30 protein-coding genes are annotated in these 23,808 nt (G+C 69.0%); 13 read left to right on the forward strand and 17 right to left on the reverse strand.

The features are described from left to right. Positions 1-51: 51 nt before the first annotated feature. On the forward strand, positions 52-1,347 hold the full coding sequence (locus tag NBT81_RS06110) for a HEAT repeat domain-containing protein (RefSeq protein ID WP_338741823.1): 1,296 nt from the start codon (positions 52-54) through the stop codon (positions 1,345-1,347). A 28-nt stretch (positions 1,348-1,375) separates the two neighbouring features. On the opposite strand, the gene NBT81_RS06115 is transcribed toward NBT81_RS06110, so the two are convergent. Next, a complete protein-coding gene (locus NBT81_RS06115; protein ID WP_338741825.1) occupies positions 1,376-2,215 on the reverse strand; it encodes a DUF7504 family protein in 840 nt (279 codons plus the stop codon). Positions 2,216-2,320: 105 nt separating this feature from the next. On the opposite strand from NBT81_RS06115, the gene NBT81_RS06120 reads away from it, so the two are divergent. Beyond that, positions 2,321-4,159, forward strand: coding sequence for a S9 family peptidase (locus NBT81_RS06120; RefSeq protein ID WP_338741826.1), 1,839 nt, complete (start codon positions 2,321-2,323; stop codon positions 4,157-4,159). 6 nt (positions 4,160-4,165) lie between these two features. On the opposite strand, the gene NBT81_RS06125 is transcribed toward NBT81_RS06120, so the two are convergent. Together NBT81_RS06125 and NBT81_RS06130 are read right to left on the reverse strand one after the other, a co-directional pair. Further along, positions 4,166-4,438, reverse strand: a complete 273-nt coding sequence (locus NBT81_RS06125; protein ID WP_338741827.1) for a hypothetical protein — start codon at positions 4,436-4,438, stop codon at positions 4,166-4,168. Further along, a complete protein-coding gene (locus tag NBT81_RS06130) occupies positions 4,435-4,647 on the reverse strand; it encodes a hypothetical protein (RefSeq protein WP_338741828.1) in 213 nt (70 codons plus the stop codon). The genes NBT81_RS06125 and NBT81_RS06130 overlap by 4 nt, the downstream gene beginning before the upstream one ends. Positions 4,648-4,738: 91 nt before the next feature. On the opposite strand from NBT81_RS06130, the gene NBT81_RS06135 reads away from it, so the two are divergent. Genes NBT81_RS06135 through NBT81_RS06145 form a run of 3 tightly spaced genes read left to right on the forward strand, consistent with a single transcriptional unit; the run spans position 4,739 to position 7,185 of the window. Continuing rightward, the gene (locus tag NBT81_RS06135) at positions 4,739-5,155 is read left to right on the forward strand and encodes a cobalamin B12-binding domain-containing protein (protein ID WP_338741829.1); all 417 of its coding nucleotides are present in this window, start codon (positions 4,739-4,741) and stop codon (positions 5,153-5,155) included. Next, a complete protein-coding gene (gene meaB / locus NBT81_RS06140) occupies positions 5,152-6,201 on the forward strand; it encodes a methylmalonyl Co-A mutase-associated GTPase MeaB (protein WP_338741830.1) in 1,050 nt (349 codons plus the stop codon). Before NBT81_RS06135 ends, meaB begins: the two co-directional genes overlap by 4 nt. Positions 6,202-6,258: 57 nt before the next feature. Continuing rightward, positions 6,259-7,185: an alpha/beta hydrolase gene (locus NBT81_RS06145; protein ID WP_338741831.1), complete on the forward strand. Its 927-nt coding sequence runs from the start codon at positions 6,259-6,261 to the stop codon at positions 7,183-7,185. Here the strand turns inward: NBT81_RS06145 and NBT81_RS06150 are convergent. Continuing rightward, positions 7,178-7,552 (reverse strand): Zn-ribbon domain-containing OB-fold protein, encoded by a 375-nt coding sequence (locus NBT81_RS06150; RefSeq protein ID WP_338741833.1) that lies wholly within the window; start codon positions 7,550-7,552, stop codon positions 7,178-7,180. The genes NBT81_RS06145 and NBT81_RS06150 overlap by 8 nt on opposite strands. Beyond that, on the reverse strand, positions 7,549-8,715 hold the full coding sequence (locus NBT81_RS06155) for a thiolase C-terminal domain-containing protein (RefSeq protein ID WP_338741834.1): 1,167 nt from the start codon (positions 8,713-8,715) through the stop codon (positions 7,549-7,551). The genes NBT81_RS06150 and NBT81_RS06155 overlap by 4 nt, the downstream gene beginning before the upstream one ends. A gap of 179 nt (positions 8,716-8,894) precedes the next feature. On the opposite strand from NBT81_RS06155, the gene NBT81_RS06160 reads away from it, so the two are divergent. From NBT81_RS06160 to NBT81_RS06170, 3 genes are all read left to right on the forward strand, one after another. Further along, positions 8,895-10,211, forward strand: a complete 1,317-nt coding sequence (locus tag NBT81_RS06160) for a M28 family metallopeptidase (RefSeq protein WP_338741835.1) — start codon at positions 8,895-8,897, stop codon at positions 10,209-10,211. Between the two features lie 105 nt (positions 10,212-10,316). Beyond that, the gene (locus NBT81_RS06165) at positions 10,317-11,012 is read left to right on the forward strand and encodes an ATP-NAD kinase (RefSeq protein ID WP_338741837.1); all 696 of its coding nucleotides are present in this window, start codon (positions 10,317-10,319) and stop codon (positions 11,010-11,012) included. Positions 11,013-11,036: 24 nt separating this feature from the next. Beyond that, entirely contained in the window at positions 11,037-11,477 is a 441-nt protein-coding gene (locus NBT81_RS06170; RefSeq protein ID WP_338741838.1) for a DUF7313 family protein, read from the forward strand. A 133-nt stretch (positions 11,478-11,610) separates the two neighbouring features. Here NBT81_RS06170 and NBT81_RS06175 read toward each other — a convergent pair whose 3' ends face one another. The 7 genes from NBT81_RS06175 to NBT81_RS06205 are packed head-to-tail and all read right to left on the reverse strand — an operon-like array spanning position 11,611 to position 15,800. Next, the gene (locus tag NBT81_RS06175) at positions 11,611-11,892 is read right to left on the reverse strand and encodes a DUF7314 family protein (protein WP_338741839.1); all 282 of its coding nucleotides are present in this window, start codon (positions 11,890-11,892) and stop codon (positions 11,611-11,613) included. After that, positions 11,885-12,268 (reverse strand): DUF7315 family membrane protein, encoded by a 384-nt coding sequence (locus tag NBT81_RS06180; RefSeq protein WP_338741841.1) that lies wholly within the window; start codon positions 12,266-12,268, stop codon positions 11,885-11,887. Before NBT81_RS06180 ends, NBT81_RS06175 begins: the two co-directional genes overlap by 8 nt. Positions 12,269-12,274: 6 nt before the next feature. Further along, positions 12,275-13,054: a cytochrome bc complex cytochrome b subunit gene (locus NBT81_RS06185; RefSeq protein WP_338741842.1), complete on the reverse strand. Its 780-nt coding sequence runs from the start codon at positions 13,052-13,054 to the stop codon at positions 12,275-12,277. 2 nt (positions 13,055-13,056) lie between these two features. Continuing rightward, positions 13,057-13,851 carry a cytochrome bc complex cytochrome b subunit gene (locus NBT81_RS06190; protein ID WP_338741843.1) on the reverse strand — a complete coding sequence of 265 codons (795 nt, stop codon included), beginning with the start codon at positions 13,849-13,851 and terminating at the stop codon, positions 13,057-13,059. Between the two features lie 3 nt (positions 13,852-13,854). Beyond that, positions 13,855-14,241, reverse strand: a complete 387-nt coding sequence (locus NBT81_RS06195; RefSeq protein ID WP_338741844.1) for a DUF7318 family protein — start codon at positions 14,239-14,241, stop codon at positions 13,855-13,857. 2 nt (positions 14,242-14,243) lie between these two features. Further along, complete coding sequence (locus NBT81_RS06200) at positions 14,244-14,879, reverse strand: halocyanin domain-containing protein (RefSeq protein ID WP_338741845.1); 636 nt, start codon at positions 14,877-14,879, stop codon at positions 14,244-14,246. 54 nt (positions 14,880-14,933) lie between these two features. After that, the gene (locus tag NBT81_RS06205) at positions 14,934-15,800 is read right to left on the reverse strand and encodes a DUF7319 domain-containing protein (RefSeq protein WP_338741846.1); all 867 of its coding nucleotides are present in this window, start codon (positions 15,798-15,800) and stop codon (positions 14,934-14,936) included. Between the two features lie 89 nt (positions 15,801-15,889). Here NBT81_RS06205 and NBT81_RS06210 point away from each other — a divergent pair, with 89 nt between their 5' ends. Continuing rightward, entirely contained in the window at positions 15,890-16,366 is a 477-nt protein-coding gene (locus NBT81_RS06210; protein WP_338741847.1) for a DUF7321 family protein, read from the forward strand. Positions 16,367-16,387: 21 nt separating this feature from the next. Here NBT81_RS06210 and nth read toward each other — a convergent pair whose 3' ends face one another. Further along, entirely contained in the window at positions 16,388-17,074 is a 687-nt protein-coding gene (gene nth, locus NBT81_RS06215; RefSeq protein WP_338741849.1) for an endonuclease III, read from the reverse strand. Between the two features lie 83 nt (positions 17,075-17,157). On the opposite strand from nth, the gene NBT81_RS06220 reads away from it, so the two are divergent. From NBT81_RS06220 to NBT81_RS06235, 4 genes are read left to right on the forward strand one after another with little or no spacing between them, the layout of a single operon-like run. Continuing rightward, on the forward strand, positions 17,158-18,387 hold the full coding sequence (locus NBT81_RS06220) for a hypothetical protein (RefSeq protein WP_338741851.1): 1,230 nt from the start codon (positions 17,158-17,160) through the stop codon (positions 18,385-18,387). 1 nt (position 18,388) lies between these two features. Beyond that, complete coding sequence (locus tag NBT81_RS06225; RefSeq protein ID WP_338741853.1) at positions 18,389-18,877, forward strand: hypothetical protein; 489 nt, start codon at positions 18,389-18,391, stop codon at positions 18,875-18,877. 38 nt (positions 18,878-18,915) lie between these two features. Beyond that, positions 18,916-19,785 carry a shikimate kinase gene (locus NBT81_RS06230; RefSeq protein WP_338741854.1) on the forward strand — a complete coding sequence of 290 codons (870 nt, stop codon included), beginning with the start codon at positions 18,916-18,918 and terminating at the stop codon, positions 19,783-19,785. Continuing rightward, positions 19,782-20,069 carry a chorismate mutase gene (locus NBT81_RS06235; RefSeq protein WP_338741855.1) on the forward strand — a complete coding sequence of 96 codons (288 nt, stop codon included), beginning with the start codon at positions 19,782-19,784 and terminating at the stop codon, positions 20,067-20,069. Before NBT81_RS06230 ends, NBT81_RS06235 begins: the two co-directional genes overlap by 4 nt. A gap of 7 nt (positions 20,070-20,076) precedes the next feature. Here NBT81_RS06235 and NBT81_RS06240 read toward each other — a convergent pair whose 3' ends face one another. The 4 genes from NBT81_RS06240 to NBT81_RS06255 all read right to left on the reverse strand — a co-directional run bounded on the left by NBT81_RS06240 (position 20,077) and on the right by NBT81_RS06255 (position 23,799). Further along, on the reverse strand, positions 20,077-20,760 hold the full coding sequence (locus NBT81_RS06240; RefSeq protein ID WP_338741856.1) for a carbonic anhydrase: 684 nt from the start codon (positions 20,758-20,760) through the stop codon (positions 20,077-20,079). Between the two features lie 72 nt (positions 20,761-20,832). Then, positions 20,833-21,627, reverse strand: coding sequence for a 5'/3'-nucleotidase SurE (surE, locus tag NBT81_RS06245; RefSeq protein WP_338741857.1), 795 nt, complete (start codon positions 21,625-21,627; stop codon positions 20,833-20,835). A gap of 46 nt (positions 21,628-21,673) precedes the next feature. Further along, the gene (locus NBT81_RS06250; RefSeq protein WP_338741859.1) at positions 21,674-23,071 is read right to left on the reverse strand and encodes a small ribosomal subunit Rsm22 family protein; all 1,398 of its coding nucleotides are present in this window, start codon (positions 23,069-23,071) and stop codon (positions 21,674-21,676) included. Beyond that, positions 23,068-23,799, reverse strand: a complete 732-nt coding sequence (locus NBT81_RS06255) for a prephenate dehydrogenase/arogenate dehydrogenase family protein (protein WP_338741860.1) — start codon at positions 23,797-23,799, stop codon at positions 23,068-23,070. The genes NBT81_RS06250 and NBT81_RS06255 overlap by 4 nt, the downstream gene beginning before the upstream one ends. Positions 23,800-23,808: the final 9 nt, after the last annotated feature.

Raw genomic sequence — 23,808 nt, forward strand, 5'->3', positions numbered from 1 at the left:
CACCCGCCGCCGTTCGCGGCTCCCGAACGACGACTCAGGACGAACCCACAGATGGTCGACGACCGACCCGAGGCGGATACGGCGTTTCTCTACGAACTCGCTCGCGAGTCGGATACGACGGAACTCGTCGCGTATCTCCGGCGGGGATCGAGTCCGGTTGTCAGGCGCCGCGCCGCGGAGATGCTGGGCGATTTCGCCGCGGAGACGACGCGAACCGACGGCGAGACCGAGGAAGTCATCCGCGCCCTCATCCAAGCGGTTCGGGAGGACGAGGACCGAAGCGTCCGTGCGCGGGCCATCGACGCTTTGTACCGACACGGCCCGGACACGCTCGAACGGCTCGTCCGCGAGATGGGCGAGTTCGACGCCGAGGCCGATTCTGGGACGGCGGAACGGGCGATGTCGCGACTCCTCAAGGAGTGGCTCGACGCCGACTACCCGGAGTTTCGGATGGTCGCGGCGACCGCCCTCGGACGAATGGGTGGGAAGCGGTCGCTGTCCGCGCTCGTATCGGCGACCACCGATCGCTCGCCGCGGGTGCGTGCCCGCGCCGTCCAGTCCTGCGGCCGGATCGGTGACGAACGGTGTATCGGACCGCTCCGACACCGCCTCGACGACGACAGGCGTCGCGTCCGCGAGGAGGCGGTGAAGGCTTTGGGTGCCATCGGCGGCGAGGCTGCGTTGCGGTCGCTCGCGCCCGTCGTCACGGCGGACGAGGAGTCGCTCCGCCGGGCCGCCATCGAGGAACTCGGCCAGTTCGGGAGCCTCGAGCCAGTCGATTTGTTGGTTCGGGCGCTGGTCGACGACACCGCGCCGGTACAGCGGGCGGCGCTCCTGTCGCTCGTCCAGTTGTTCGTCGACGCCCCGGCCGACCGGAGACAGGAGGTCCGTGAGGCCGTCGCCGACCGACTCTCGGACGCCGACACGCTGACCGTGATCCCCCACGTGATCGACATGCTCGACGAGAGCCGGCGGACGGCGGTGCGACGCAACGCCGCGTGGCTTCTGGGGCGGGTGGCAGACGCCGACGACCCGGACGAGGATCGACGCGAGACGGTGTACGACTGCCTGATCGACGCGCTCGGCGATCCGGACGACCGGACGGCCCGGCTCTCGGCCGACAGCCTGGCCGAACTCGAAAGCGAGAAGCTCGAACGACGGCTCCAGCTCCTCGTCCACGACGAGGGCGTCCCGTCGGACGTGGCCGAGCGTGCGGAGGCGGTGCTCGATGTGGTCGGGGGGAGCCTCTCGGGAGAGGTCGTGACCAACGCCGTCGATTACACGTACGTCCGCGACCCGTCGGATTACACGGCCAGTCACGACCGCGACGACGACCGAGAGCCGTGAGTCCCTCGCCACGCACCACGGGGAGGGCTCAGCCGAGTTCGGACCGTGGCCCGGCGACGAACTGCCGGTCGTCGACCGCGATCGAGAGGTCGAACGCCTGCCCGAGGACGTTGATCGTCGACTGCGACTGTGCTCGTGGGTCGACGTGATAGTGCGCAAGGGCGTCGGCCCGTGTCAATCGCGTATCGAGTACGTGGAGAAACTTGAACACCGTTTGCAGGTCGAACTTCTCGACGAGTTCAGGGAGAATGTCGAACTCGGTAGCGATCTTCCCGCCGACGTCTTCGTACTCGCCGACGACCCGCGAAATCGTCTCGCCGACCTCGGAGAGACCGAGTCGGCTGTCGAGGCGGACGACCTCCAGTGACGCCGCCGAGAGATCGAGATCCGAGACGTCGCCGAGCGGGTCCGGTTTGGTCGTGAGGATGATCGTCCGTGTCGGCCACTCTTGGAGCGTGTCGTCGATCAACCGGATCCGTTCGGCGGGGGCCATCGTCACGAACAGTACGATCTCCCCGGGGGAGAGAAAGTGGACCCGGGCGTTTTCGAGACCGGTGCTCCCACGCGCGGCGCGGACCAGTACGCCACCGGTTCGGTCGATATCGTCCGCGACGTGGACGCCCGACTCCACGGACGACTCGACGTGTTCGAACAGGTGTCGCTCGAAGCGCTCGATCCCGGCGTCGCCGTCGTGGTGTTGACCGCTCCGTTCACAGTGCGGGCAACTCCACCGGATCCGGAAATCCTGTTTGGTCACTCGCTCACGGTAGTGGCTGAGGATGTGGGTGCCGGCGGCGTCGGCGATTGCGTCTCGTCTCGTCGACCAGACGGTGAAGGGACACTGCCGGCACTGGAACCGGTAGACCATCTACGTACCCACCGGTTCATGCCAGTATCATATCAGTTCTTGTTCGTCGGCGCCAACGGTACCGGGTGGGGGAAGGGGTTTGGGTGCGCCCGAACAACGTCCGGTATGTTCGACATCGAACGCTACCTCAACGTTCGCAGCGCCCACGGTGCGTCCGTCGGTCCGGACGGCGACCGCATCGCCTTCCTGATGGACACGACGGGCGTCCCGCAGGTGTGGACACTCGACGACCCCGGCGGCTGGCCCGAACAGCGCACCTTCTTCGACGACCGTGTCACCTTCGCCTCGTGGTCGCCCGAGCGCCCCGAACTGATCGTCGGCCGTGACCGCGGCGGCGACGAACGCGAGACGCTCTACCGCCTCGACGCGGCCGACGGCACGATCACGGATCTGACCCGACACCCCGAAGCGAAACACTGGTTCGGCGGGTGGGACCCCGACGGCGACCGCTTCGCCTTCGTCTCGAACCGCCGCGACGAGGCCGTCTTCGACGTGTACGTCCAGGACCGCGACGCCGTCGGCGACGACGCAGTCCGCGTCCACGAGGGCGAGGGATGGCTCTCTGTCGGCGGGTGGAGCCCCGACGGTGACCGACTGCTCGTCACCGAGTCCCACTCCAGTTTCGACCAGGACGTGTTCGCCCTCGACGTCGAAACCGGCCACCGCCGCCACCTCACGCCCCACGAGGGCGACGTGCGCCACCTGAGCGCCGAGTGGGGGCCCGACGGCGAGAACGTCTACCTCGTCACCGACCGCGACGGCGACACCCTCTCGCTCTCGCGGATCGACCTCGCCACCGGCGACCTGTCGGCGGTCGAGGCGGACGACCCCGGTTCCGAGGACCCCCTCGCCGCCGCCGACTGGAACGTCGACGGCGTCGCACTCGATCAAGATTCCCGGCGCCTGGCCTACTCCCGCAACGTCGACGGCTACACCGACTTCCGGGTCGCCGAACTCGTCGCACCCGGGCGAATCGACCACTTCCCGTCGCCCGACCTCCCCCCGTCGGTCGCCGGCGGCGTGAGTTTCGCCCCCGACGGCGACCGCCTCGCCTTGACGGTCACCCGAAGCGACGACACCGCCAACGTCTACGTCGTCGAGACGACGACCGGCGAGGTGACCCGCTGGACCCGCGCCTCGACGGCTGGCATCCCCCGTGACTCCTTCGTCGCGCCCGAACTCGTCCGCTACCCCTCCTTCGACGGTCTCGACGTGCCCGCCTTCTTCTCGCTTCCCGCGACCGACACCGGACACGGCGAGACGCCCGTGGTCGTCGACGTCCACGGTGGCCCCGAGTCACAGCGCCGGCCCTCCTTCCGTCGGGTGAAGCAGTACCTCCTCTCGCGGGGCTACGCGGTGTTCGAACCCAACGTCCGGGGGTCGACCGGCTACGGGAAGGCCTACACCCACCTCGACGACGTCGCAAAGCGGATGGACGCTGTCGCCGACCTGAAGGCCGGTGCCGACTGGCTTCGCGACCACCCCGCCGTCGACCCCGACCGCATCGCGGTGATGGGCGCCTCCTACGGTGGGTTCATGACGCTCGCCGCCCTGACCGAGTACCCCGACGTCTGGGCGGCCGGCGTCGACATCGTCGGTATCGCGAACTTCGTCACCTTCCTCGAGAACACGGGCGACTGGCGGCGAGAGCTCCGTGAGGCCGAGTACGGGTCGCTCGACGAGGATCGCGAACTGCTCGAATCCATCAGCCCGATCCACGACGTCCCCGACGTCGAGGCACCGCTGTTCGTCCTCCACGGCGAGAACGACCCGCGCGTGCCCGTGAGCGAGGCCCGACGGATCGTCGCGGAGGCCCGCGAGGCCGGCGTCCCCGTCCGCGAACTCGTCTTCGAGGACGAGGGTCACGGCTTCACGAAACTCGAAAACAGGATCGACGCCTACTCCGCAATCGCCGACTTCCTCGACGACCACCTCGGGGACTGATCCGGGTCAGGCCGCGTGGTCGTCGGGGTTGGCGGCGCGGTCGGCGACGGTGTCGTCTTCGCTGGGGTCGCGGCGTGGGTCGGCGGCGGCGGCGAGTTCGCCGGAGTGCATGGAGTCGTCGTCCGCTTCCTCGTCTTCGCTCTCCGCGTCCTCGGCATCCGCGTCGGCTTCCGATTCGGGCGCCTCCGTCGCTTCCGGTTCCGGTTCGGGCTCCGTCTCGGCGGTGTCCGCACTCGACCCCCCGCCGAACAGCGACAGCAGTTTGCCGAGCAGGCTCATGCGGACGCACCCCCCAGTCCGGTCGTGGTCACCGCGGGTGGCCGCGACGGCGACGCCGACGGCGTGGCGGTCCCCGGCCCCGCCCGTACCATCCTGTCGCGGGCCCGACGGACCGAACCCGTCACGACGGCGAGAATTGTCAACACGATGCTCGTCACGGCAGCGACCGTCCGGCTTCCGAGGTCTGCCGTCGGTTTGCGTCGGTACATGTCTGTCGTTAACATCCCGCTCTATCATAAAAGTAGCCGCCGGATCGACGACTCCGTTAGAGTCAAACGGCCGTATGATGAACGATCACACATGAGTGCAGGGCAGGAACAGCGGACGATCCGGTGTCTCGTCGCCAAGGTCGGTCTCGACGGACACGACCGCGGGGCACACGTCATCGCGCGCGCCTTCCGTGACGCCGGGTTCGAGGTGATCTACTCGGGGTTACACCGCGCGCCGGAGGAGATCGTCCAGGCGGCCGTCCAGGAGGACGTGGACGTCCTCGGCATCTCGATCCTCTCGGGGGCGCACAACACGCTGATCCCGAAGGTGATCGAGGGGTTGAAAGAGTACGGCGCGTTCGAGGACACGCTGGTCATCGTCGGCGGGATCGTCCCCGACGACGACCGCCGCGAACTGAAGGCGGCCGGTGTCGCCGAGGTGTTCGGTCCCGGAACGCCGATGAGCGAGACCATCGAGTTCGTCCGCGAACACGTCCCCGACCGATGAGCGAGACCGACGCTGCAGATCTAGTCACGGGCGTCCTCGACGGCGACCACCGGGCGCTCGCCCGCACGATCACGAAAATCGAGAACCGCGAGCCGGGTCACCGCGACCTCGTTTCGGCGCTGCACGCCCACACCGGCGACGCGGAGGTGATCGGCGTCACCGGCAGTCCGGGCGCGGGCAAGTCCACGCTGGTCGACAAACTCGCCAGCCGCTACCGTGATCGCGGGCTCACCGTCGGCGTGATCGCGGTCGATCCCTCGTCGCCCTACTCCGGTGGGGCGGTGCTCGGCGACCGCATCCGCATGGCCTCGAACGTCGGCGACATGGACGTGTTCTTTCGATCGATGAGTGCCCGCGGCCAACTGGGTGGCCTGTCGACGGCTACCGGCGACGCGATCACGGCGCTCGACGCCTTCGGCAAGGACCGCATCGTCGTCGAGACGGTCGGTGCCGGACAGAACGAGGTGGACGTGGTTCGCACCGCCGACACGGTCGTCGTCCTCGTCCAACCCGGCAGCGGCGACGACGTCCAGATGCTCAAGGCCGGCATCCTGGAGATCGGCGACCTGTTCGTCGTCAACAAGGCCGACATGGACGGGGCACGGACGACCGTCTCGGACCTCCAGGAGATGCTTCACATGCGCGACGGGACGACGGCGGTCGACGCCGGCCACCACGGTGCGGGCACGGCTGTCGGCGATGACCCGGCGGCCGACGACGAGGCCGACGCCTGGGATCCCCGGATCGTCGAGACGGTCGCCACCGAGGGGACCGGCGTCGACGACCTGATCGACGCTATCGACGACCACTACGACCACCTCCGGATGAGCGGCGAACTCGACCGACGGGAGCGAACCCGGTACGCCGAGGAGATCCGCCGGCTGCTCCGATCGGACGCCGTCGACCTCCTGGAGGACGAGCTCGATCGGTACGGCGGGATCGACGCCCTCGTCGACGAGGTACAGGCCCGAGAGACCGACCCCTACACCGTCGCCGACCGGGTGCTCGACCCACTGGCCGACTGCGTGGAGCGCCGTCGGGACTGAGCGTGACCGTCGCGCCGGCGGCCGACAGTATAAGACGCCCGCGACCAATCGCTAGCCATGCGACTTCGACGCCTCGCCGCCATCGCGGGTCTCGGCACCGCCGCGGCCGTCGCCGGCGGCCGACTCCTGCGCGACGCCGCGGGCGAACTCGAACCCGCACTCGACACCCCCGAACGGACGTACCGCTGGCGCGACCTCGACGTCGCCTACGCCGAGGCTGGCTATCCGGACGACCCCGACCTCGTCTGTCTCCACGGCATCAACGCCGCCGGCTCCGCCGGCGAGTTCCGCGAAGTCGTCGCTGCCCTCGCGGAGACCCACCACGTGATCGTCCCCGACCTCCCGGGATTCGGTCGGTCGGATCGCCCCGACCTCCGCTACTCGGCGACGCTCTACGAGGACTTCGTCGCCGACTTCCTCGGTGCGTTCGACGACCCCGCCGTCGTCGCCTCGTCGCTCTCGGCCGCGTACGTCGCCCGCGCAGTCGACGAGTTCGGGGTCGACGTCTCGGCGCTCCTCCTCGTCTGCCCGACGACCGTCGCGGGCCCCGACCCGCCGAAGGTGTGGCTTCGCGAACTCCTGCGCTCGCCCGCCGTCGGGACCGCGCTCTTCGACCTCCTCGTCTCGAGGCCGTCGATCCGCTACTTCAACGCCGACCACGCCTACGCCGACCCCGCGGCCGTCTCCGAGGAGTGGACCGACTACCAGTGGCGCACCACCCACCAACCCAACGCGCGCTACGCCGTCACCTCCTTCGTCGCCGGGTACTGTAATTCGACGCTGGACCTCGGACCGACGCTCCGCGGAATCGACGCGCCCACCACGGTCGTCTGGGGGCGCGACGCCACCCTCCCACCGCTCGCCCGTGGTCGGGAGTTGGCCGACGAGGCCGACGCTCGACTCGTCGTCTTCGACCACGCGAAACTCCTGCCCCACGTCGAGTATCCCGACGCCTTCGTCGAGGCGGTTCGGGACGCTATCTGAGCCGCAGGACGACCATGTCCTCGCCGGTCGTCTCGTTGGTCCCCTTGCCCACCTCGACGGGCGCGCCGACGGTCACGTCCTCCGGATCGGTCCCCCTGACGACGCCGGTCAGTCGCACTGGGCCGAACTCGGCGATGGCCGTCACGTACGGCTGTTCGTCCGCGAAACTCGGGCCGGCGACGTGACAGACGGTGAACGTCTCGATCGTCCCCGACTCCGGGAGTGGGGTCCGGTCGAGTTCCGGCGTCGCACACTCGGGGCACACTCGCCGCGGCGGGAGCGAGCCGTGTCCGTCGGGGCACTCCAGGTAGTACCCCTCGCCCTCGCCGATGGCGTCGAGCCACTCGTCGTAGCCGGCGTCGGTCATCGGTCCACCTCCAGCACGTGGACGGCCGCGGACGCGACGGTCCCGCCCGCGTTGTGCGTGACGCCCACCGTGGCGTCCTCGACGTACTCGCTGTTGGGGTGGTCACCACGGAGCAGTCGCGTCATCTCGGCGATCTGACTTCCGCCGGTCGCCCCGACCGGATGGCCCTTCGCCTTCAGGCCACCCGAGAGGTTCACCGGACGCTCGCCGGTCGCCGTCGTCTCGCCGCGCCGCGCGGCACCGATCCCCTCACCCGGTTCGTAGAAGCCCAGTCCTTCGATCGCCAGCACTTCGGCGATGGTGAAACAGTCGTGGACCTCGACCAGGTCGACCGCGTCGGCCGAGATTCCGGCGTCCTCGTACGCCTCGGCGGCCGCCCGCTCCGTCGCGGGCGTGACCGCGAGGTGGTGCCGGTTCTGGAGCGCGAGACTGTCACCGCCCTGTCCACTTCCCGTCACCGACACCGGCGCGTCGAGGTCGTTGGCGTCGGCGTAGTCCTCGCTCACGAGCACCACGGCGCTCGCCCCGTCGGTCACCGGGCAGGCGTCGAAGAGGCCAAGCGGTTCGGAGACCATCGGCGCGTCGAGCGCCTCCTCGACGGTGATCTCCCGGTGGAACTGGGCGTACTCGTTGGGCATGGCGTTGTCGTGGTTCTTCACCGCGATGTGTGCGAGGTCCTCACGCCCGCCGCCGAACCGGTCGAAGTACGCCCGCGCCATCAGCGCGTACGCCCCGGGGAACGTGACGCCCGCCCTGATCTCGTACAGGTCGTCGGCGGCCGTCGAGAGCCCCTCGGTAACCTCCGCCGTCGAGAGGTTGGTCATCCGTTCACAGCCACCCGCGAGCACCACGTCGTTCTCGCCGGAGCGGATCGACCGAACGGCCTCCCTGACCGCGACGCCCGCCGAGGCACACGCCTCCTCGTAGCGGGTCGCCGAACACCGACTCCCGATCATCTCGGCCATGAGCGGGGCTTGGTGGCCCTGTCGTTCGGCCAGCGATCCCATGAAGTTCCCGTAGTTGATCTCCTCGACGTCTTCGACCGGCACCGAGGAGTCGGTCCGGGCGGCGAGTGCGGCCTCGGCGAACATGTCGCGGCCGGTTCGCTCCGGATGTCGCCCGAACTCGGTCAGTCCCACGCCGGCGACTCGTACCCCTGTCATGAAATCCCATACGTGTGCGAACTACTAAAGACCTGCCGGATTCGACGCCTCTCGTGCCGTTTCGCGGGCGTTTCGGCTTCGACAACTGTCAGTCGACCACTCGACGTTCGACGTGCGGTCTCCCTGCCGTCGGCTGCCCCGACCGAAACCGTTAGCCACGCCGGGACGCAGGTGGCCACATGACCGACTGGATCGGTGGGACGTTCACGAGCGACGTGGGATGGGAACACTTGGAGCGACTCGTCGATATCGGCGACCGAATGGCGGGAGGAGCGGGCGAGCGCGAGGGGTTGACCGCGACGCGGGACGCCCTCGACAAACTCGGCGCCCGGAACGCCCACGTCGACGAGTTCGACGTTCAGGGATGGGTCCGCTCGTCGAGCGGCGTCGACACCCCCGACGAGTCCGTCGACACCACCGCTCTCCCGCGGAGTCCCGCCGGGACCGCGACCGGCCGCCTCGTCGACTGCGGCGACGGCCTCCCCGACGACTTCGATGCCGACCTCGACGGCGCGGTCGTCGTCGTCTCCTCGACCGTTCCCGATCACTACGACCGGTTCATCCACCGGCGCGAGAAGTACTACCGCGCCGTCGAGGCGGGCGCGTCGGCCTTCGTCTTCCGGAACCACACTCCCGGCTGTCTCGCGCCCACTGGCAGCGTTGGCACCGACGACTCGCCGCTCGGCCCCGTCCCCGCCGTCGGCGTCAGCAAGGAGGCCGGCACCCGCCTGTGTCGACGGCACGCGGGCGACGAGGTGACCGTCCGCGTCGACTGCGCGACCCCCGAGGCGACCAGCGGCGTCGTCCGTGCCGACATCGGCCCCGACACCGATCGGGCGGTGTACCTGACGAGCCACGTCGACGCTCACGACGTCGCGGAGGGTGCCGTCGACAACGCCGCCGGAACAGCGACGGTCCTCGAAGTCGTCCGTGCGCTCCGTGCCCGCGACGCCCCGCTCGACCGCCGGGTCCGGGTCGTCTGCTTCGGTGCCGAGGAGGTCGGCCTCCGCGGCTCGAAACGCGAGGCCGACCTGGTCGACCCCGACGCGGTACAGGCCGTCGTCAACTGCGACGGCGTCTGTCGCGGTCGGACGCTCCAGTGTTACACCAACGGATTCGACGCCCTCGAAGTGGCCGTCAACGACGTCGCCGACCGGTTCGACCACCCCATCTCCGTCCGCCCGACGCCACACCCCCACAGCGACCACTGGCCGTTCGTCGCGCGGGGGATCCCCGGACTGCTGGTGTCGAGCGAAGGCGACGAGCGAGGACGCGGCTGGGGACACACCCGAGCCGACACGCTCGACAAACTGGAGCGCCGGACGCTCCGCGAGGGAGCCATCCTCCTGGCACCGCTCGTCGCCGCCCTCGCCGACGCCGATCGGATCGACCGCCGGTCCCCCGACGCCGTCGCCGCCGACCTCGAACGCGCGGATCTGGCCGAGGGGATGCGGGCCACCGGCGCCTGGCCGTTCGGGAGCGGTGGGTCTTTTTAGATCCGTGGGGCAACGTCCGCGCATGCAGCGGACGCGACGCCACGCCGACGGGGGGACGGGGAGCCGACGACGCCCGCCGGTCGGAGCCTCCGGGGAGGCGCGCCCGTGAACGTCGGCGTCCGGGGTGACGACACCGACGTGCGGGGTGTGCTCGACGCCGTCGACGCCGCCGTCGCCCCCGAGGACGACGACGCACTCGACGCCGTCCTCGCCGTCGGCGAGGCGGGCCTCCGATCCATCGCCACCGATCCGCCCGAAGTGCCCGTCCTCCCCGTGATCGACGGCGGGGGGCGGCACGTCGTCGATCGGTCGGCGCTCTGTGACTCCCTCGCCGCCGTCGATGCCGGCGAGGGCCACATCGACACCCATCCCGTCCTCCGTGTCCGACGGGACGGAACTATCGTCGGCAGACTCCTCCGCGACGTGGTACTCGTGACCGCGACCCCCGCGAGCATCTCCGAGTACGCCGTTGCCGGCGACGGGACGGCGACGTCGGTCCGGGCCGACGGCATCGTCGTCGCCACGCCGATCGGGAGCGACGGCTACGCCGCGGCGGCCGGTGGCCCGGTGCTCGACGCGACGACCGGCGTCGTCGTCGTCCCCGTCGCGCCGTTCTCGACGGGTGCCGACACCACCGTCGTCGACCCCGACACCGGCCTTGCGCTCTCGGTGGTGCGCGACGGGGAGATCGCCCTCTTCCTCGACGGGGTTCGGCACGGCTCCGTCGGCGTCGGGGCCGACCTCCGGATCGAACGCGTCGACTCCGTCGCGCTCGTGTCGACTCGAACGGAAAACTTCTAATGAGTCACCTACCCAGTTCAACGCATGCAACCGCTACAGTTCGCCGTCCCGATCGGCGCCCTCGATGCGCTCGAGCCGTACATCGCGCACGCGGTGCTGGCGCTGGTGGTGGTGAACATGCTCACCCGCATCCGTGCCCATTCCGTCCACGAGCGACAGGTCGAGGACGGTGCCGAGGAACTGAGCCGGTACACGCCGCACTCGCTCTCGACCCTCGCGCTGGTCTTCGTCTCGTTCGTGTTCCTGATCGTCGAACCCCACGGTGGGATGGTCATGTCGGTCATCGCCGTCGGCCTCCTGCTGACGGACTTCTTCGAGTTCGAATCCCGGCAGGTCGAGGCCCGTAACGACATGACGTTCGAGCGGCCCAAAGGCGCCGTCGCGGCGTCGCTGCTCGCCCTGCTGTACGCCGGCTACCAGAGCTTGTTCGTCTTCGTCGAACCGCTCTGGAACGCCATCATCTGATCGGCGGCGCCCTCTCCGTCGTTTCCGGCCGACGCGTCACGCGGCACGGTGACGGCGTCCTGTTTCGGGGTCCGACGGACGACACTCGCTTTCTCACTCGGTACCGCGTTCCCGAACGACCTCCGGCTGGTCGCTACGCGTTGCGTCGGTTCTCGATCGCGTCGCCAGCCTCGCGGATCGCCGGGAGGACGACCCAGAACGCCAGCGGACCGAGGATCGCGAACCAGAACAGCACGTCCATCAGCCCGATTGCGAGGAGGTTGAACAGGTCGGCGTTCGCCGGACTCGGGGAAGCCGGACTGATGAGCTGTTTCGTGCTCTCGAACCCCGGCGTCCGGTACCACCCCGCGAGCACGATCCAGCCGAGCCCAGCACCGGTGAAGATGCCGAGCCCCTTGATGAATTCGTCAGCCATTGTCGGATGATTCGTCGGCGTCCTCTTGAGGGTTTCCCATTCCGCGGGCTCGAAACCGGGTTCCCAACACGTAGACGCCCGCACCGAAGGAGATGGCGACGAGACCGGCGACCGCGAGCGCGGCGCTCAGCACCGTCTCCGGCGGCGTGACGCCGAGCGTCCCGAGCACACCGAGCACGGCACGGCGCAGGAGACTGAGTCGGATCGTCGCGGCGTCGAGCAACACGAAGCCGACGACGACCCCGAGGATAGCGATCAGCGTCGAAAAGACGGTGACGGTCTTGTACACGCGCATCGGGACGACGACGTCCCGCCCGCGTCCTCGGTCTCGCCCGCCGTCACGGTCGTCCGCGTCGTCGTCGGAAGGGGACGCCATCCGGCGTTACTTCGGCGGTCGAAGCCGGTAGTACCGACGGTTGAGGTCGTACATGTACCCTTCGCGCATCGTCTTCAGCACCGCGTAGGTGACCGTCGTCGCCACGATGGGCAGGAGGAACGTCAGATCGAAGAGCAGGTGGATGTTCATCGGCATCAGGTTCTTGACCGCGAGCAGGCTGATGGTGAACGCGAACACGACGCCGCCGACGCCCACGGCCGACCAGAACGGCTGTTCGACCGGACGCCGGGCCGACCCCTTGTTCAGGAAGGGCACCATGGCGATGACGCCCACGACGACGACGTTCGCGAGCACGCCGTAGGTCCGGTCGGCAGTGATCTTCTGCCCACCGATGATGGCGAGTTCCGGGTTCAGCGGGCCGAGTTTCAGCAGGCCGAACGACCAGTAGAGATACCAGTCGGGCAGGATGATCGCCGGCGTGGAACTCGGGTTGGCGGGCGAACCGATGTGTGGCGGCATCGTCGCCGACAGGAGGAAGATCATCCCCGTGAAGAAGGCGGCGATGGAGAGGTTGCGGACCGTCTCGTGGGGCCAGGTTGGGAAGGCGAGTACGTCGCGTTCGACGTAGTCGGACTCCGTTCGGAGGTCCTGGTCCTCGCGGCGGGCGCGCTCGAAGTACTCGTAGGTGAGTCGCGAGAGCCCCGTGGTTCGTTCCTTGCGCTCTCGCCAACTCGGCGTCTCGTCGTCCGGCGCGACGATGCCGGGTCCGCCGCTTCCGTCGGTGCGAGCCTCGGTGCCGTCGGTGTCGGTATCGGTATCGCTCATTGTTAGTGGGGTTCCGCGATGCCCTGCACCCAGACGATGCCGATGTGAATCGCGATCAGCGCCGTCACGACGAACGGGAGCAGGAACACGTGTATGATGTACATCCGCTGGAGCGTCGCCTGATTGAGAGTGAAGCCGCCGAACAGGAGTTGGGCGACCCACTCACCCGCCAGCGGTATCGACAGCGACATCTCGACGCCGATCTGTCCGGCCCAGAACGCCAACTGGTCCCACGGGAGCAGGTAGCCCGTGTACCCGAAGACCATCGTCAGGCTGATCAGGACGATGCCCAGCAGCCAGTTCAGTTCGCGCGGTTCCTTGTACGCGCCGGTGAAGTAGACGCGGAGCATGTGGAGGAACACGGCCGCGACCATCACCTGTGCGGACCACCGGTGAATCGACCGCAGCATGAATCCGAACTGGAGGTCCGTCATGATGAACGTGATCGAGTTGTACGCCGTGCTCGGGTCGCCGGTCTGTGCCGGCGCGTAGTAAAAGCCCAGTAGTGCCCCGCTGACCGCCGCGACGACGTACGCCAGCGTCGAGAACGACCCCAGCGCGTACAGCGGGTACCAGTACCAGAACTTGTTGTCGAGGTCGTACTGTTCCGTGTGGCTCTTGGGCATCTGGAGGTTGACCTTGTAGTACAGGTTCTCGAGCAACTCCAGGTAGTCGACGATCCGGAGCCGCTTGTCCATCCAGATGAGCGCCACCAAGAAGGTGGACTCGACGGGAGTCAGATCCTTCCGCTTCATCCACCCTTCGTGGTCCATGTCGTCTTTCTCTTTGAGGCTCATTGGTTATCGCTTGTAGTAGGGGTACACTGCGCGTTTCACCGTGTCCCACGCGCCGTCCCCGATGGTTTCCCCGTCGACGTCGTCCTCGCGGATGTAGAGGTCCTCCCACTTCCGGCGTCGCTTCTTGACGATGACGACGTCGGGGAGGAACTCCTTGCGGTACAGCGCGAGGATGAACGCGAGGTCGACGAAGATCACGGCCAAGATAGCGCCCAAGAACATGTTGCCCGTCTCGCTGAGGCCCCATCCGCTCACGAGGCCGTAGGCGAACATGAACACGAACACCACCTCGATGACGGTTAGGAGGACGATCGCGATGGCCGCTGCGGTGCTCTCGCGGGCCGGTTCGTAGCGGTGAATATCGCCGTAGGTGCTCCCACTCGATGACATGATCACTCACCTCGTCCGGTTCCGGTGTGCGGTGACTCGCCGTATTTCAGGACGTAGAAACTGAACACGAGCGAGACGATGATACCGAGGATGGTCGCCGCGCCGACCCAGTGGGCCTGGATCGGCACACCGAGGCTGTGGAGGTCAACTTCGCCGCCGCCCTCGCCGCCGCCCCCCCCGCCTCCGCCGCCGGAGTCGGGCATGTCGCCGACGACGACGACGCCTTTCATCCCCAAGCCGCGGTGGGGCTGACAGAAGTACTTGGCGACGGTCGCCTCCTCGAAGGTGTGCTCGAACGTGAACCCGGCTTCGGCGGTGGTCTCGCTCTCGAAGTCGCCACCCTCCTCGGCGACGACGTTGTGCTGGCCACCCTCGCCGTTCCACTCCCAGACGACGGTCGTCCCCGGATCGACCTGGACGGCCGCGGGGTCGAACCCGAAGTTCCCGCCGTTGGCTTGGGACCCGACGGTGACTGTCACCTCGTCCTGTCCGGTCGCGTCGGCGACCTCACTGTAGTTGCCCACGTCGCTCATCCAGCCGTCGAACGACGCCTGCGCTGCGGCTGGCGTCGCCGTCGCGGCGGCCGTTCCGGCGGCGGCGGATCCACCGGCCACTCTCAGGAAGTCCCGCCTCTTCATACGGTCGAACGTCAGGATGGAACGCGCTTAAACCCACCGACTCAACCGTGGAAATCAGTCGTGATCGGACGACGTGCGGTCCGTGGGGGCCGTCTCCGCCGACCCCTCCTCCAGTGGAGGTAGAAAGTCCGGACGGTCGTCCTCGTCGACGCCGACCGCCCGCAGTCGGTCGCGGAACTCCTCGGCGCGGAACCGATCCGAGAGGCGTGCGTTCGCGACGACGGCGAACAGGAAGACGCCGATGCCGACGAACACCAGGCTCACCACCGGCGGCACGAGGTTGACGACGCCACGCGGCGTCGGGACGGCGTCGGTGAACAGCCACGCCGCGAGCAGTCCGAGCCCGGTCAGGATCTGTGCGAACGCGACGAACTGGAGCAGGTTGTTGCCCAACTGTCCGGTCCCCTCGGGAACGTCGTCCGGGTCGGGGAGCGACACGTCGTCGGGGGCCTCGGGCACGTCGTAGGAGTCCATCGAACACAGCGCGACCGTCGGCTTCACGTCCCGCAACACCGTCCCCCGTCCCTCGACGCTTCCGTCCGGGGCGACGATGGCGTACCCCTCGTCGGAGTAGGCGACCAGTCGCTCCTCGCCCTCGGTCTCGAAGCGTTCGACGACGGCGAACACCTCCCGGGTCGCGATGCGACCCTTGAGGTCCTGATCGACGCGGTCCAGCAGTTCCGGGCCGACGACCCACGTCTCGGGGTCGAACGCCGCCTCCCACTCGTCGACGCTCATCTCGGCCATGTCGTCCGGACCGAAGTCGTCGAAGTCGTACTTCTCCTCGACCTCTCGGCGGAGGGTCTCCACGTCGTCCGAGGCCACCTTCCCGCCTTCGCCGGCGCTGTCGCTCTCCCCCTCGGCACTCGACCGCGGGGCGTCGTCGGTCTCGTCGGTCGACGACGGTGACGAATCGGCCATCGGCCGGGGTTGGGCCCACAGTGGCATACGCTTTCCGACCTCACCCCAGAGTCGGGTCCGTTTTAACCTCGCCGTCCCAACGTCAGGCGATGGTAAGTGAGGCGACGACGGCGACCCTCGCCGGACTCTCCGTGACCGCGAGTTTCCCCTTCTACCTCTACGGCGCGTGGATCGTCATCGACACCGAGACGGTGACGTGGGAGGTCCTGCTCCGACACCTGAAGTACATCGTCGTCGGCCTCGCCCTGACGACGGTTCCCGTCGCCGGGTGGATGGTCCCCCGACTCCCCGATCAGTTCGGCGGCCTCGCCGTCCTGCACGCGGTGCTCGGACTGCAGGCGTACGCGATGCTCGCGTTCGCGCTCACCGGCATCGTCCGCATCTTCCAAGCCAAGTACGAGGCCAACCTCTACCGCGACCCGGACCGCGACGTCGACCTGAACGACCTCCACGAGAACATGGGCGCGTGGCGGGGACGGCTCCGGATCGGCGTCTTCGGCTACGTCGTCTTCTGGCTCGGTGCCTACCTCATCGGTGTCGCTCGGTACGTCCAGTTACACCTCTGACCGGACCGATCGCTCCCGACGCTACCCCCACGCCTCGCCGCTCGCGAGGTCAACCTCGGCGTCGAGTTTCGACGACGGACAGACGTCTCCGAGGACGCAGTCCCCACAGTCCGGGTTGCGGGCGTCGCAGGTCGCTCGGCCGTGGCTGATGAGCAGGTGTGTGAGTTGTTGCCAGTCAGACTCCGGAACGACCTCCATCAGGTCCGTCTCGATGGCTTCGGGGCGCTCCTCGGTCGTGATCCCGAGTCGGCGGGCGAGTCGCTGGACGTGCGTGTCGACGACGATGCCCTCGACCACGTCGTGGCCGTGTTGGAGGACGACGTTCGCCGTCTTGCGGCCGACCCCCTTGAGGTCGGTGAGGTCCGCCATCGTGTCGGGCACCTCGCCGTCGTGGTCCTCGATCAGCGCCTCGCCGATCGACTTCAGATACCCCGCCTTGTTGTTGTGGAACGTGATCCCGTAGATGTCCTCGGCCAACTCGGACTCGTCGGCCGCAGCGTAGTCGGCCGCCGAGGTGTATCTCTCGAACAGATCGGCGGTGACCTCGTTGACCCGTTCGTCGGTGCACTGCGCCGAGAGGACGACTGCGACGAGCAGTTCCAGCCGCGTCGCGTAGTTCAGCGAGATGGTCGCGTCGGGGTACTCCTCGTAGAGTCGTTCCAGCACTTCCTCGACCTGCCGCTCCCGTGGTTCCAGTGGCGTGCCCATACGCCGGGGTCGGGTCGCCCCCCGTTGAGTCTGTCGGACACGGGGCCGTACATTATTTACCCGCCGGTTCCGTTGACTCGGACATGGAGCTGTCACGCCGGGCACTGCTCGGCACCGGCGCGGGCGTCGCCCTCGGTGGCTGTCTCTCGACCGGGCGGTCGAACGTCGACTACCCCGGGACGGAAACGTCACCGACCGGGACCGCCCGAGCGCCGGACGGGGAACCCCTCGCCGACGATGTGGAGCCGTCGGCCACCGACGACGAGGTCGAACAGGCCGAGCCGTCGGTCCCCAACCGCCGACTCGCGGCCGAAGTGGAGCGCGTCTACGGGGAGATCGAGTGGTTCGGGACGGAGTACGACGCCGCCATCGACACCTACCAGCGCGTCCTCGGCAACGCGATGGCGACCGTCCAGCGGGTCCGCGACGGCTCGGAGTTCGACGCCAACAGCCTCGGACTGGTCCGCACGTCCACCGACCGCGCGGTCGAGACGGCCGACGCGGAACTCGGCGGTCACTTCGGTATTCCCGGCCAGATGCGCGACCAGATCGACGGCCACGTCTCGACGATCGAGCGGTTCGGCCGTCGGGGTGACCTCGACCGCGTCGACGAGGAACTCGACCGCCTCTACGAGTACCTCCGGGGGATCCGAAGCGGCCTGTTCGTTCGGCGGGTGCTCTCCGACCGCCAGATCGACTCCACGCTCTACCGCTCTCTCCACGACGACACCGCCGACGCGGACGACGACGAGGACGACGAAGACGACGACGAGGCCCCACCCGGACTGTTCGAGGTCCGTCACTCCTCGGGGTACGCCGGCTACGCGTACGCCGGGCCGCGGTACATCGACCGCGAACCGTTCGGCGCGGACCCCGACGCCGACACGAACGAGGGGCGAGAACTGCTCGCCACCCAGCGGACGGCGTTCGAGGCGGTCGACGAGGCGACCCGGCGCACCGGGTTCGCCTACGCCGTGAGCTACGCCGTTCCCGACGCTTCGTCCCAGCCGACCGACCTCGAACCTCTGGACTACGAGCACACCTCGGTGTTCGTCCAGCGGTACGCCGACGTGTCGGCCGCCGGCGAGGCGGTCGACACGCTCCTCGACACGTCCGTCAGCCGGGAGGGGGCGTACTCTTTCGGCCGCGACCGCTGGCACCGAATCTACTACGCCGCCGACGGCGACGTGACCTACGCGTTCCTGATTCAGGCCGGCCGGTTCGTCCTCGTCGCCGCCCCCTCTGAGGTCGCCTGGGAAGAGCGCGTCGACTGGACCGAGCCGCTTGACCGCCTGTGGCTCTGGCAACCCTGACGTGTCGACGAGTACGCTCCCGTCGGCACGCCGGCAGATCGGCCTGATCGTCGCGACGTTCGCGATGGTCGGCGTCGCCCTCGGAGCCGTCGGATTCGTCACCGTCGACTGGGCACGGACGCAGTTCGTCACCGCCGCCACGGGGTCGAATCCCGCGACTTTCGGCCCCGTCTTCGTCGCGCTCTCGACGTTCCAGACCACGGTGACGCTGTTTTTCGCCGCTCCCGTCCTCGCCGCGGCGCTCGGTCTGCTCTCCGGGTCGCGCTTCGCCGTCCCGACGGTGGCTGCGGGCGTCGCCGCCGCCGGGGCGCTGATCGGCTTCTTCGTCATGACGGGGGTCGGACTCGTCGGCCTCTCCCTTCCCTCGGGGGCCGGCACGGGGCAGACGTACGCCCTCGGCGGGGCGGTCGGGCCACTCCTGCTCTCGGGGGTCGCCACCGCCGTGACCGGCGGGGTCGCCGGCGCGTTGGGGTCGCTGTTCGTCCGCTAACCGGCACACATAACTGTCCGCTCCGCGGGGGGTTCGATATGCACGGCGAGGCCGCCGCACTCGGTGCGGGCACGGTCCTGAACGCCCTGGCGACGGGGGTCGGGTCGGCGTTCGCCATCGACGCGGAGACGACGGCGTCGGTCGACCTCGACGACTCCGGTACCGTCGACGGCGACGTCGACGGCGCGCCGGACGCCGACACCCGCCTGATCCGCCGGTGCGTGGAGCGGGTCGTCGAGCGGTTCGGCGACGGGCAGGGTGGATACGTCCGCACCGAGAGCGAGGTGCCGATGGCTGCGGGGTTGAAGAGTTCGAGCGCCGCCGCGAACGCGACGGTGCTCGCGACGCTCTCGGCGCTCTCGGTGCCTGTCGGCGACGACGACGACGCGGTGGACCACGAGACGGCCTGTCGGATCGGCGTGGCGGCCGCCCGCGACGCGGGCGTCACCGTCACCGGCGCGTTCGACGACGCGAGCGCCAGCATGCTCGGCGGCGTCACCGTCACGGACAACGCCGAGGACGGGTTGTTGTCCCGCGAGGCGGTCGACTGGGACGCCCTCGTGTGGACGCCGCCGGCCCGCGCGTTCAGCGCCGACGCCGACGTGGAGCGGTGCGAACGGGTCGCGCCGATGGCACGCCTCGTCGCCGACCTCGCCCTCGACGGCCGGTACGCCGAGGCGATGACGGTCAACGGACTGGCCTTCTCCGCAGCGCTCGGCTTCCCGACCGACCCGGCGGTCGAGGCGATGCCCCACGCCGCGGGCGTGTCGTTGTCGGGCACCGGCCCGAGCGTCGTCGCGGTCGGGGAGCGGGTGGACTTGGAGCGGGTGCGAAACAACTGGGAACGACGGGAGGGTGACACATGGATGACCACGACACGAACGGACGGCGCACGGGTGATAGCATGAGCGATGCGACCGAGGAGATGTCCCTGGACGAACTCCGCGAGGAGATCGAGGAGATCGACCGCGAACTCGTCGAACTCATCGCCCGACGGACGTACGTCGCGGGGACGGTCGCGCGCGTCAAGGAAGAGCGGGACCTCCCGACGACCGACGAGTCACAGGAGGCCCGCGTGATGGAGCGGGCGGGCGAGAACGCGGAGACCTTCGACGTCGACGCCAACCTCGTAAAGGCCATCTTCCGGTTGCTCATCGAGTTGAACAAGGTGGAGCAGCGGGAGAGCCGCTAACCGTCCGTCAGTACTCCCAGAGCCGGTCGATCCGCGCACGTATCTCCGGGTACGCCGCACGTAGCTCCGAGGCCCGCCGCTCGCCGTCGACGTTGACGACGTGGATCTCCCCCCGGTCGCCGTCGTCGTACGCGTCCTGGAAGTCGTACACGCCGCCGACGACCCGGACCTCGGCCGGCACGTCGTCGCTCCCGACGAGCGCCGCGACCTGCCGGTCGACGTTGCGCTCGACGAGTCGGTTGATCGACGCTGACCGGCCCAGATCGGCCGGGAGCGATTCGTACGCTGGATCGAGTCCCACGGCCAGCAGATCGAGACAGTGGGCCACGCCCGGCGCTGCCTCGACGCCGTCGGTCAGAGAGTCGTACGCCGCGGTCACCGCGCCACACCCGGTGTGGCCGACGACGAGGGCGACGTTCGTGTCCAGATAGGCGATCGGATAGTGGACGTCGCCGGAGACGACGTCTCCCGAGTCGGTCCGCTGGACGACGCGGTTGCCGATGTTGCTGCACGTGAAGATGCGGCCGGGTTCGTCGTTGCCCCACATCTCGTCTTGCAACACCCGCGAGTCCGAACAGGAGACGGAGACGGCGACCGGTCGTTGGCCGCCCTGAACCCCGTCGAACCGCCCGCCGAACGCCGCCGCGTGGCCCGCGTTGCTCCGCAACAACCCGACGATCGCTGGATCCATCCGGTCCCGACTACCGCTGCCTCGGGCATAGGTATTGTCGTGCCGGTCGGTCCGGCAGGGTCGTCCCCTCGCTCAGCCGAGGTACGTTTCCGCCAGTGCGTCCAGTGCCTCGTGGTGGCGGGTGGTGTGGGGTGCGGTGAGCGGCGAGATGCTGACGCGTCCCTCGACGACCGCTCGGCGGTCGGTGCCCTGCGGGTCGGGTAGGTCGTCGTCGCGCATCCGTGCCCAGACGTTGTCCGTGAGGCTGATCCGCTCGCCGTCACGCGCGGCGCGCATGTCGTACAGCGTCGACGGTTCGGTCACCTCTAGGTCCGCGAGGTCGTCGCCCTCCTCGTGGATCGGCGCGTTGACGTTCAGATAGTCGGCCTGGTCGAACACGCCGGCACCGTGTGCGTGCTTCACGAGGTAGGCCGTCGCGACCGTCGCGTTGCGGTAGTGGTGCGGGCTGTCCGCGGCGTGTTGCCACTCGCCGTCACCGCCGGGGACGTACAGCGAGGTTGCGATGGCCGGCACGTCGAAGAAGGCGGCCTCGACGGCGGCGCTGACCGTTCCCGATCGACCGAGGACGTACGCACCGAGGTTGGCGCCGGTGTTACAGCCCGCGACCACGAGGTCCACGTCGGGACAGAGCACCTCGAGTCCGACGACGACGCAGTCGGCGGGCGTCCCGTGGATGGCGTAGCCGAGGCCGTGTTCCTCGACGTCGACCTCGTGGGACATCGCGCGGCCGACGGCGCTCCGGTCGTCCCTCGGTGCGACGGCCGTCACCTCGGCGAACTCCGAGAGCGCGTCGTACAGCGCCCGGAAGCCGACGGCGTCGATCCCGTCGTCGTTCGTCAACAGCACGTGTGGCTCGTCCTCGTCCATAGGTGCCGTGAGGACGCCGGCGAGAAAGGGGCACCGCTTGTGCCTTTCAGCCCAGCAGGTCGACGACCGCCTCGTCGTCGACGACGAGGTTGTACGCTCCCTCGTCGTCGTTCCAGAGTGCGAGCGCGTTCTCGAACCGGAGGACGGCTCCGTAGTCGGCCGTCAGGAGGTCGCGATTCAGCCCGGACTCCCGAGTCGAGACGGCGTAACACTCCTCGCCCTCGCTCCCGTCACCGACCTTGAACAGGGGGTTACCGCCGTCCGCGAGGTTCCGGCTGAGTTTCACCGCCAACAGGTCGATCCGTTCGGTGACGTGGCGCTCCATGTCGGCCATGCGGGCGTGACGCGACGGGGTGGCCCGCACGCCGAGTCGTCGCTCGCCGTCCGTCCGCAGGTGGACGTAGGAGAACTTCACCGTCTCGTTGCGGAAGGTCCCGTCGCCCCCACCGGCCTCGTCGAGACGGCGCTGGACGGTCGGTGCCTCGACCGACGGACGCTCGTCGAACGACCAGCCCCGATCCGACGGCTCGAAGTCGGGCCACAGTCGGAGCGTCGGCGCGTAGACGGTCGCGTCGCGGCTCTCGACGACCGATCGCTCGACGTGTCTGAGCCCGGTGCTAGTTTCGAGGTCGGCGGGCGCGAGCGCCAGCAGCGTCCCGTCGTCGGCGAGGGCGTCGAGCGATCGCTCGACGGCGCTGACGGGGTCGTCGAGTTCGTTCAGGACGTTCGCACAGAGAACGAGGTCGAACGGCCCGGTGGCGTCGAGGTCGAACGTCTCGATGGGTTCGCGGTGGATCGTCGTCCGGACGTTCCGGCGGCCTCCGGAGAGGAGCGCCCCCAAGACGTCGGCGGCGGCGCTCGGCTCGACGGCGTGGTAGTCGACGACGGTGTCGTCGGGGAGGTAGTCGAGGAGACCCAGTGCCGGGCCGCCGACGCCCGCGCCGACGTCGAGAACGCGGAGGCGGCGGGGGAGCAGCGACCGTTCGACCAGGTCGTCGAGGGCGTACCCCACCGCGGCGTAGTAGTTCGGGAGGTGGTAGATCGCGTAGCCCAGCGCCACCTCGTCGTCGTACTCGACGGGGTTTTGCGCGTAGTAGTCGGCCTTCAGCCGCCGGATCGTCTCGCGGAGTCGGTCGCCGCTCTCGCCGCGGTGCCAGTTCGCGCCGTGGCGCTCGACCAGCAGATCCTCGAGCGCCTCGACGTAGCGGTCGGGGAGGCGCTCGGGACTCCACTCGGGGTCGGGGACTGGGTCGGTCGAGGCGGGGACGAAGGTCCCGTCGTCGCGTTCGAACAGCGCGAGGTCGTACGCCTCCTCCCGGAGGACGCGCCGGACGACGGCCGGGTGGGGTCTCCCCTCGACGTAGTCGGCTATCTCGTCGGGGTCGATCGGGCGCACCTGGCGGAGGTACTTGGCGTTCGACCGGACGGCCTCGCGGTCGATCATTCGCCGGCCTCGCGGTAGCAGTCGTCGAACGCCTCGCCCTCGGCGTCGGCGATCCGGCGAGCGGCCTCGGCGACGGCGTCGGCCCCCTCGAACGTCTCCTGTATCTCGCGGTACACCCGCGGCGTCCCGCCCGTCACCGTCGTCACGAGGTCCTCCAGCGCGGCCGAAACGGGCGTCGCAAACTCCTCGCGGACGTTCCCGGCGGCGAGCGCGTACGCCAGGATGGCCGTGTGTGCGCCGGCTTGGACGGTCTTCATCGCCTCGTCGTGTTCCGCGGCGGTCGTCTCGAACGTGTGGTTGCCCGCGGCCATCACGTCCATGAGGAGGGCGTCGGTCACCGGCCCCGGCGCGTCGCCGACGACGGCGACGTTGCCCGGCGCGTTCGACGCGGCGAACAGCGGGTGCATCGACACCCGTTCGCGGTCGGGGAGCGCCCCCCGCATCGCCTCCACCGGCGTGGTCATTACGCCCGTCACGTCGCACATCGCGCGCTCGGCGCGGGGGGCGTAGCGCTCGACGGCTTCGCCGACGACCGAGATGGGGACGGCCAGACAGACGGCGTCGAAGGTCTCCTCCGTGTCGGCGGGGACGGCCCGGACGCGGCCGTCGAGGCCGGCGGCCGCCCGCTCCGCCGTCGACGGATCGACGTCGGCGAGTGCGACGGGCCGGTCGACGGTCCGGGCGACCCACCGCCCCATCTCGCCCGCGCCGACCACCAGCAGATCCATGCGCGTGGG

Source organism: Haloplanus sp. CK5-1 (assembly GCF_037201915.1).
Lineage (GTDB): Archaea > Halobacteriota > Halobacteria > Halobacteriales > Haloferacaceae > Haloplanus > Haloplanus salilacus.

What these genes read in the sequence shown, in the direction of transcription:
- NBT81_RS06110 (WP_338741823.1), top strand. Translation starts at nt 52, where the DNA reads ATGGTCGACGACCGACCCGAGGCGGATACGGCGTTTCTCTACGAACTC.
- NBT81_RS06115 (WP_338741825.1), bottom strand. Translation starts at nt 2,215, where the DNA reads ATGGTCTACCGGTTCCAGTGCCGGCAGTGTCCCTTCACCGTCTGGTCG.
- NBT81_RS06120 (WP_338741826.1), top strand. Translation starts at nt 2,321, where the DNA reads ATGTTCGACATCGAACGCTACCTCAACGTTCGCAGCGCCCACGGTGCG.
- NBT81_RS06125 (WP_338741827.1), bottom strand. Translation starts at nt 4,438, where the DNA reads ATGAGCCTGCTCGGCAAACTGCTGTCGCTGTTCGGCGGGGGGTCGAGT.
- NBT81_RS06130 (WP_338741828.1), bottom strand. Translation starts at nt 4,647, where the DNA reads ATGTACCGACGCAAACCGACGGCAGACCTCGGAAGCCGGACGGTCGCT.
- NBT81_RS06135 (WP_338741829.1), top strand. Translation starts at nt 4,739, where the DNA reads ATGAGTGCAGGGCAGGAACAGCGGACGATCCGGTGTCTCGTCGCCAAG.
- meaB (WP_338741830.1), top strand. Translation starts at nt 5,152, where the DNA reads ATGAGCGAGACCGACGCTGCAGATCTAGTCACGGGCGTCCTCGACGGC.
- NBT81_RS06145 (WP_338741831.1), top strand. Translation starts at nt 6,259, where the DNA reads ATGCGACTTCGACGCCTCGCCGCCATCGCGGGTCTCGGCACCGCCGCG.
- NBT81_RS06150 (WP_338741833.1), bottom strand. Translation starts at nt 7,552, where the DNA reads ATGACCGACGCCGGCTACGACGAGTGGCTCGACGCCATCGGCGAGGGC.
- NBT81_RS06155 (WP_338741834.1), bottom strand. Translation starts at nt 8,715, where the DNA reads ATGACAGGGGTACGAGTCGCCGGCGTGGGACTGACCGAGTTCGGGCGA.
- NBT81_RS06160 (WP_338741835.1), top strand. Translation starts at nt 8,895, where the DNA reads ATGACCGACTGGATCGGTGGGACGTTCACGAGCGACGTGGGATGGGAA.
- NBT81_RS06170 (WP_338741838.1), top strand. Translation starts at nt 11,037, where the DNA reads ATGCAACCGCTACAGTTCGCCGTCCCGATCGGCGCCCTCGATGCGCTC.
- NBT81_RS06175 (WP_338741839.1), bottom strand. Translation starts at nt 11,892, where the DNA reads ATGGCTGACGAATTCATCAAGGGGCTCGGCATCTTCACCGGTGCTGGG.
- NBT81_RS06180 (WP_338741841.1), bottom strand. Translation starts at nt 12,268, where the DNA reads ATGGCGTCCCCTTCCGACGACGACGCGGACGACCGTGACGGCGGGCGA.
- NBT81_RS06185 (WP_338741842.1), bottom strand. Translation starts at nt 13,054, where the DNA reads ATGAGCGATACCGATACCGACACCGACGGCACCGAGGCTCGCACCGAC.
- NBT81_RS06190 (WP_338741843.1), bottom strand. Translation starts at nt 13,851, where the DNA reads ATGAGCCTCAAAGAGAAAGACGACATGGACCACGAAGGGTGGATGAAG.
- NBT81_RS06195 (WP_338741844.1), bottom strand. Translation starts at nt 14,241, where the DNA reads ATGTCATCGAGTGGGAGCACCTACGGCGATATTCACCGCTACGAACCG.
- NBT81_RS06200 (WP_338741845.1), bottom strand. Translation starts at nt 14,879, where the DNA reads ATGAAGAGGCGGGACTTCCTGAGAGTGGCCGGTGGATCCGCCGCCGCC.
- NBT81_RS06205 (WP_338741846.1), bottom strand. Translation starts at nt 15,800, where the DNA reads ATGGCCGATTCGTCACCGTCGTCGACCGACGAGACCGACGACGCCCCG.
- NBT81_RS06210 (WP_338741847.1), top strand. Translation starts at nt 15,890, where the DNA reads ATGGTAAGTGAGGCGACGACGGCGACCCTCGCCGGACTCTCCGTGACC.
- nth (WP_338741849.1), bottom strand. Translation starts at nt 17,074, where the DNA reads ATGGGCACGCCACTGGAACCACGGGAGCGGCAGGTCGAGGAAGTGCTG.
- NBT81_RS06220 (WP_338741851.1), top strand. Translation starts at nt 17,158, where the DNA reads ATGGAGCTGTCACGCCGGGCACTGCTCGGCACCGGCGCGGGCGTCGCC.
- NBT81_RS06230 (WP_338741854.1), top strand. Translation starts at nt 18,916, where the DNA reads ATGCACGGCGAGGCCGCCGCACTCGGTGCGGGCACGGTCCTGAACGCC.
- NBT81_RS06235 (WP_338741855.1), top strand. Translation starts at nt 19,782, where the DNA reads ATGAGCGATGCGACCGAGGAGATGTCCCTGGACGAACTCCGCGAGGAG.
- NBT81_RS06240 (WP_338741856.1), bottom strand. Translation starts at nt 20,760, where the DNA reads ATGGATCCAGCGATCGTCGGGTTGTTGCGGAGCAACGCGGGCCACGCG.
- surE (WP_338741857.1), bottom strand. Translation starts at nt 21,627, where the DNA reads ATGGACGAGGACGAGCCACACGTGCTGTTGACGAACGACGACGGGATC.
- NBT81_RS06250 (WP_338741859.1), bottom strand. Translation starts at nt 23,071, where the DNA reads ATGATCGACCGCGAGGCCGTCCGGTCGAACGCCAAGTACCTCCGCCAG.
- NBT81_RS06255 (WP_338741860.1), bottom strand. Translation starts at nt 23,799, where the DNA reads ATGGATCTGCTGGTGGTCGGCGCGGGCGAGATGGGGCGGTGGGTCGCC.